Origin of the sequence: Pontibacterium sp. (assembly GCF_041587635.1) — a bacterium.
Lineage (GTDB): Bacteria > Pseudomonadota > Gammaproteobacteria > Pseudomonadales > Balneatricaceae > Pontibacterium.
Map to the genome: position 1 here is coordinate 1 of NZ_JBFGYC010000212.1, position 6,286 is coordinate 6,286.

9 protein-coding genes are annotated in these 6,286 nt (G+C 50.5%); all 9 read right to left on the reverse strand.

All coding sequences use genetic code 11. The annotated features are described in order from the left end of the window. A partial coding sequence (flhB, locus tag ABYW01_RS11435) for a flagellar biosynthesis protein FlhB (protein ID WP_372832813.1) occupies positions 1-1,108 on the reverse strand: 1,108 nt, incomplete at its 3' end. Further along, entirely contained in the window at positions 1,109-1,894 is a 786-nt protein-coding gene (gene fliR / locus ABYW01_RS11440) for a flagellar biosynthetic protein FliR (RefSeq protein WP_372832815.1), read from the reverse strand. It abuts the gene before it with no gap. A 4-nt stretch (positions 1,895-1,898) separates the two neighbouring features. Next, positions 1,899-2,168 carry a flagellar biosynthetic protein FliQ gene (locus tag ABYW01_RS11445; RefSeq protein WP_372832817.1) on the reverse strand — a complete coding sequence of 90 codons (270 nt, stop codon included), beginning with the start codon at positions 2,166-2,168 and terminating at the stop codon, positions 1,899-1,901. 9 nt (positions 2,169-2,177) lie between these two features. After that, a complete protein-coding gene (gene fliP / locus ABYW01_RS11450; protein ID WP_372832818.1) occupies positions 2,178-2,918 on the reverse strand; it encodes a flagellar type III secretion system pore protein FliP in 741 nt (246 codons plus the stop codon). After that, positions 2,915-3,394: a flagellar biosynthetic protein FliO gene (gene fliO, locus ABYW01_RS11455; RefSeq protein ID WP_372832819.1), complete on the reverse strand. Its 480-nt coding sequence runs from the start codon at positions 3,392-3,394 to the stop codon at positions 2,915-2,917. Before fliO ends, fliP begins: the two co-directional genes overlap by 4 nt. A gap of 7 nt (positions 3,395-3,401) precedes the next feature. Continuing rightward, positions 3,402-3,833 (reverse strand): flagellar motor switch protein FliN, encoded by a 432-nt coding sequence (gene fliN / locus ABYW01_RS11460; RefSeq protein WP_372832821.1) that lies wholly within the window; start codon positions 3,831-3,833, stop codon positions 3,402-3,404. Positions 3,834-3,858: 25 nt separating this feature from the next. After that, positions 3,859-4,851 carry a flagellar motor switch protein FliM gene (gene fliM / locus ABYW01_RS11465; protein WP_372832823.1) on the reverse strand — a complete coding sequence of 331 codons (993 nt, stop codon included), beginning with the start codon at positions 4,849-4,851 and terminating at the stop codon, positions 3,859-3,861. 7 nt (positions 4,852-4,858) lie between these two features. Then, a complete protein-coding gene (locus ABYW01_RS11470) occupies positions 4,859-5,416 on the reverse strand; it encodes a flagellar basal body-associated FliL family protein (RefSeq protein WP_372832824.1) in 558 nt (185 codons plus the stop codon). A gap of 95 nt (positions 5,417-5,511) precedes the next feature. After that, positions 5,512-6,286: flagellar hook-length control protein FliK (locus tag ABYW01_RS11475; RefSeq protein ID WP_372832825.1), on the reverse strand; the 775-nt coding region annotated here is incomplete at its 5' end.

A 6,286-nucleotide genomic window follows, 5' to 3' on the forward strand; every position in this document is an offset into this window, starting at 1 on the left:
CCAGTTCATTTTCTGACGGCGGATAGGGTTTTTCTGCCTGATAGGCTTTGTAATTTTTTAGCTGGAAGACATACGCCAACACCTGAGCGACAGCCGTGTATAAACCCGCAGGGATCTCTTCGTTAATTTCTGAGGAATAATAGAGCGCTCGCGCTAGCGGCGGCGCAGAAAGAATCGGTATATCTTTTTCTTTAGCAATTTCTCGAATTTTGAGGGCCACAAAGTCTGCCCCCAAAGCAACAACGTAAGGCGCACCACCACGCTCACTGTCGTACTTCAACGCAACGGAATAGTGAGTCGGGTTGGTAATAACCACATCCGCCTCGGGAACATCCTTCATCATCTGTCGTTGAGAGATTTCACGCTGCATCTGCCGAATGCGGCCTTTGACTTCAGGTTTACCCTCCGTGTTTTTGTATTCATCTTTGATCTCCTGCATCGTCATCTTCAATTTCTTGGTGTAGGAGTAAAGCTGAAACGGAACGTCAATTGCCGCAATGATAATCAGACTGGCACTGAGCATTAAAAATACCCAGATTACTATCTCCACTGCGTCTTCAGAGGATGTTTGCGGGCTACCATAACCCAGCGCGAGAATATCCGATTTAATAGACCACAAGACGCCTATCGCGACCGCAGCGACGACTGAAAACTTACCCAGTGCTTTGATCAGTTCCACCAGCGCATTCATCGAAAACATTCGCTTCAAACCCGACAACGGATTCAGTCGACTGCCCTTAGGTGCGAACGCCTGTGCACTAAAATTCCACCCACCCAAGGCAATAGGCCCAATAAGCGCTGCCAACAACACGATCGCAAAGAAGCCCAGCAACCCTTGAAAGGATTCATAAAACGCCGCCGTCAAAAATATGATCATCTGGTTGACGTCAAAAATTGCCGCTCGCTCCAGCTCGTAACTGTTTACCATCACATTCATCATGTGATGGGCCAGCTTCCCGCCAAACATCAACGCTGCAGCAGACGACGCCAGCAAAACAGCCATGGTCACCAATTCACGTGATCGGGGAACGTCGCCCTTCTCACGCGCCTCGGTTAACCGTTTGGCCGTGGGTTCTTCTGACTTTTCCTGACCCGACTCTTCTGCCATTCAGGGTGTCTCCGCGACAATCATGCCCAACAGATAATCCAATGCGAACTCTGTCATCTTGAAATAATGTCCCAACAGATCGCCCATTGAAATCCATGCGATGAGCAACCCCATCAGCATAGTGAATGGAAAACCGATCGCGAAGATATTGAGCTGCGGCGCGGCACGTGTCATCACACCAAAGGCAAAGTTAACCACCAATAAAGCGGTAACCGCAGGCAAAGCGATCATCAAAGCGCCTGAAAACATCCAGCTACCCGCTAATGCCATTTTCCAGTACGAGTCGATCACTAAGGTCGCTCCCCCTACCGGCACCAGCGTGAAACTTTTGACCAACAATTCGATCATGATCAGATGCCCATTTGTCGCCAGGAAAAACATCATGACGATCATCAAATAGTACTGACCCAGTATAACCACCGATACACCATTGGCCGGATCGGAGGTCGATGCGAATCCCAGCCCCATCTGCATAGCTGTCAGCTGCGCACCCAACACAAACACCTGAAATAGCACCTGCACTGCAAAGCCCATCAGGGACCCAATAAGGATCTGTTGTGCGATAATTTTTACGGTCTCAAACGCCAATCCATCGTAAACCGGCATATCAGGTAACAGCGGCACAATCAGCAAAGAAACCGCCAACGCCAACCCCAGACGAATACGCACCGGCACCAGCCTGGAGCCAATCATGGGAATAACCATAAAAAAGGAGGCCACACGAAAAAACGGCCATAGAAAGGAGGATACGATGCGATCGATCTGACCTAGATCCAGCTCAAACACAGGATCACCCGATCAGATAGGGGATATTATGAAACAGGTAGGAGAACAGGTCCTTAAATTTACCAACAATCCAAGGCCCCATGACCATAATAACCGTCAGCGTAACAATCAAACGAGGCAGAAAGCTCAACGTCTGTTCGTTAATCTGTGTCGCCGCCTGAAACATTGATATCAGCAGACCAATCATCAGACTGGGCGTAATGATGACAGCCACCAGAATAACGATGAGCATGAACGCTTCACCGTACACATCGAGTACCACATCGGTCGACATAAGAGGCCTCTATATACCGAAGCTGGCTGCTAACGTACCCACCACCATGGCCCAGCCATCAGCCAGTACAAACAACATAATCTTAAACGGCAGCGAGATAATCACCGGAGACAGCATCATCATACCCATGGCCATAAGGACACTGGCCACCACCATATCAATCACCAAAAACGGGATAAATAACATAAATCCGATCTGAAAGGCGGTTTTCAGTTCACTGGTTACAAAAGCAGGTACCAACACCGAAAATGGGATCTCGTCAGCGCCATTCACTTTGGGCGTTTTGGAGATCTTCATAAACATATCCAGATCACTTTCACGGGTTTGATTTAGCATAAACTCCCGAAAAGGGCCGCTCGCGGCCTCCAACGCTTGCACCACACCCATCCGCTCTTCCATATAGGGTTGAACCGCTTGGGTATTCACTTTTTCGAGCACTGGCGTCATGATGAATAAGCTGAGAAACATCGCCAATCCAACCATAACCTGATTAGACGGCGTTTGCTGCAAACCTAACGCCTGACGCAAGATTGCAAAAACGATAATGATTCGGGTAAACGATGTCATCATCATAACCATGGCTGGCAGGAACGTCAGCATGGTCATCAACGCAAGGATCTGGATCGTTACGCTGTAGTTTTCTACGCCATCCTCACCTGCCGTAACACTGATCGCAGGAATACCTACATCAGCGGCGACAGTGGGAATACTCCACCCCAACAGAATAACAACGACCAACAACGCTCTCAAGAATCGGTTCTCCGCTGTAACGCTTCAACCAACCGCTGCCCAAACGCACCTTCAGGTTCACCAATATCCACGACCGGTTCATCAAAGCGGGTGATCAAGTTCACCCTTCCCGGCGCAACCCCCAGCAGCATTTGTTCCTTCCCCACCTCAACCAACACGACCTTCTCACGCGCCCCCAAAGGCAACCCGGTAATGACGCGCATATGCCGTCCGGTCTGAGTCACGCCCAATGAACGGCGCGCTATCCATGCCAGCAGAAAAATCAGCGCAATAACAAACAACAAACCTAACAGCAGTTGCAGCACGGCTTCAGTTGAGAAAGGATCAGATGTTGTCATAGGCGTTACGCCCCGAGTGATGTCTGCACCCTGCTCTGACGTTGCTGGTGCAGATAAGACCTCATCAGCCGCCGCGCCATATTGAGCAAAGAGACTGATGAACAGCAAGGAGATAGCTGAGGATATGCGGCTGAACATAACCACCTTATTTGAGACGCTTAATGCGCTCCTGCGGACTGATAACATCAGTCAGGCGAATTCCATAACGGTCGTTAACCACAACAACCTCCCCATGTGCAATCAGCGTACCGTTGACCTTAACATCCAACGGCTCACCCGCAACACGGTTTAACTCAATCACCGATCCCTGATTGAGCTGCAGTAAGTTGCGGATTGCAATATCAGTCTCACCGACCTCCATGGACAACGTCACAGGAATATCCAGAATCACATCCAGCTTGGGATCATCCACAGGATTGGCATCATCCCGGAGCTCATCCAGCTCTACAGACTCACCCACATCCGTGCCAGATGCACCTTCAGCTTCAGTCTCCGAAGTTAGCTGCTGCTCCATCGCCGCAGCCCACTCGTCAGCCATCGCCTGCTGGTCTACGTCCTGATTGTTCTCATCGCTCATTCAATTGCTCTCCAGCTACTATCTGCTACTTATCCAGACGTAGCTCTTCTTTCACCTGACCAACAAGCTTAATGGCCAGATTGCCTCGCGAAACACCCAACTTACCTTCAAACACAGGCACTTTATTCACTTTCATCCGCAAATTCTCCGGAATTTCCACGGGGATCACATCCCCCTCCTCCAAATCCAAAACATCGCGCAATGTCAATTTTTTCTCAGCTAAGGTGATCTGCAAATTCATGCGCGCCATCATAATGTCGCGTCTCATCGCCGTCTGCCAACGCTCATCAGAGTGATCTTCACTGTTCTGAACCCCTGCAACCAGTTTGTCGCGAATGGGTTCCAGCATGGAATACGGCATAGCAACATGAAACTCACCACTGCCATTATCCATATCAACCTGAAAGCTGCTGATAACGATTACATCGCCCGGATTGATGACGTTAGCCATCGCCGGGTTAACCTCATGCCCCAGATACTCAAAATCAATATCCATTACGGGCCCCCAAGCTTCTTTCAAGTCATGAAAGAACTGGCCGATCACCTTGTGCACCAAGCGAGTTTCAGTCGGCGTAAACTCGCGGCCTTCGATTTTGGCATGACGCCCGTCACCACCAAAAAAGTTATCCACCAATTTGAACACCAGCTTGGCATCCATGATAAACAAAGCAGTGCCACGTAACGGACTCACACGCACTAGGTTCATACTCGTCGGTACGTATAAGGTATGTACGTAATCGCCATACTTCATGACCTGAATACCCCCTACCGCAACATCTGCGGTACGGCGTAACAGGTTAAATAAACTCAGACGGGTATGGCGGGCGAAACGCTCATTGATCATTTCAAGCGTTGGCATCCGACCACGCACGACACGGTCGTGACTGGCCAGATCATAGGGACGAACCTCTTCATCGGACTCCGGTTCAGGCTCTTCCGATGTGTCTACGCCGCCGTCGTCAACACCATGCAACAGCGCATCGATTTCGTCCTGCGAGAGGAGGTCTTTTACAGACATCTAGTCATCACTGCATTACAAAGTTAGTAAAGAGCACCGTTTCCACTCCAGGTCTCCCGATTTTCTCCATCATAACCTCGCGCACCTCATCTACTGCCTGCTGTCTCAACTCACTGCGCCCCTCTTTAGTTTGTAACACTTCAAACTGTTGTGAAGAGAACATTTTGTTAAGACGGGATACAACCACCGGCATATGTAACTTGAGTGCAGCTTCTACCTCAGGATTACGTGTTTTGGCTTCCACATAGGCCTGCATATAATGGCCACGACCGGCTCTGGTTTTTTCCTTACTACGCAGTGACACCACAAACATCGGGCGCCCCTCCATTGAACGAACTTTGACATAGATTGCCGGGCCACGCACCGGCTCAACCGCTTCCGCTTCCTTCTCAGCACTCTGTTCCGTATCTGGCTCTGCCAATAAGAGGAAATATGCCGCAGCACCGCCGCCACCCAAAACTAAAAGCGCAACCACGAAAATGATGATTAGCTTAAGTTTGGACTTCTTTTTACCGCCTTCTTCTTCGCCGTTTTCCGCCGCTGCAGCCTGATCTTCAGCCATCATCAATCTCCCGTGACAGAGTGCCGAATAATATACTTAAGGGACTATCCCTTTTTACAGCGCTAACTATAACACACTGTTTTTCAGGCTGAAGCTACTCATGCATAGTAATCAACGAGCGACAATCCTTCACCACCCGCCTCTGCAGAAACCTGCTCCTCCAAGCCTCCGGACAGCTCATCCCCCACCCCTGAGGCAAAACGCTCCTGACGTCTTTCTTCTTCCGACCCGGAAGACTGATCATTCACCGAAGACTCTCCCAGATTTAACCCTTGTTGCTCCAGCATCTCTCGCAATCTAGGCATACTTTGCTCCACAGCGTCCCGCACCGATGCATGAGGTGAGACAAAGCTAACACTGACCTGATCCTGCCCAACCTGAAGCCTGACCTTTAACGAGCCCAATTCAGGAGGATCCAGCTGGATTTCAGCCACCTGATTGTTTTGTGCTGTCATGATCATGATGCGTTCGCTCAGGGCGTTACTCCACGGCGCTGAGCCCATTTGCCCCTGTCCCGCAAGCGTGAATGCGGTTTGCGTTGGCGTCATTTTTGCCACCTGATCTGCCGGGACCGCAACTTGGGCCGCCGCACTCAATAGAGAAGAGAAACCACGCCCTTCTGCACGCAGCCCGCTGTCCGTTTTCTCACCGCCTCCCTGAGCACCCTCGCCGACTGCACGTTCTGCGCGTAGCAGATCTGCGGTTTCACTTGGCGTCAAACGCATATCCGCCGTCGAAGCTGACCCATCTAGAGGGACTACTGGCACGGGAGATCCTACCGCCCCCCCCGATGTATTAGTGACCGGAGATACCAGCTGCGTCACTGACAGCGCGCTGCCAGTCAAACCTTTATTGTCAGCACTCCCCACAGAC

Bases quoted from the DNA above. Each gene is read 5' to 3' on its own strand.
- ABYW01_RS11445 (WP_372832817.1), bottom strand. From the start codon at position 2,168: ATGTCGACCGATGTGGTACTCGATGTGTACGGTGAAGCGTTCATGCTC.
- fliO (WP_372832819.1), bottom strand. From the start codon at position 3,394: ATGTTCAGCCGCATATCCTCAGCTATCTCCTTGCTGTTCATCAGTCTC.
- fliN (WP_372832821.1), bottom strand. From the start codon at position 3,833: ATGAGCGATGAGAACAATCAGGACGTAGACCAGCAGGCGATGGCTGAC.
- fliM (WP_372832823.1), bottom strand. From the start codon at position 4,851: ATGTCTGTAAAAGACCTCCTCTCGCAGGACGAAATCGATGCGCTGTTG.
- ABYW01_RS11470 (WP_372832824.1), bottom strand. From the start codon at position 5,416: ATGATGGCTGAAGATCAGGCTGCAGCGGCGGAAAACGGCGAAGAAGAA.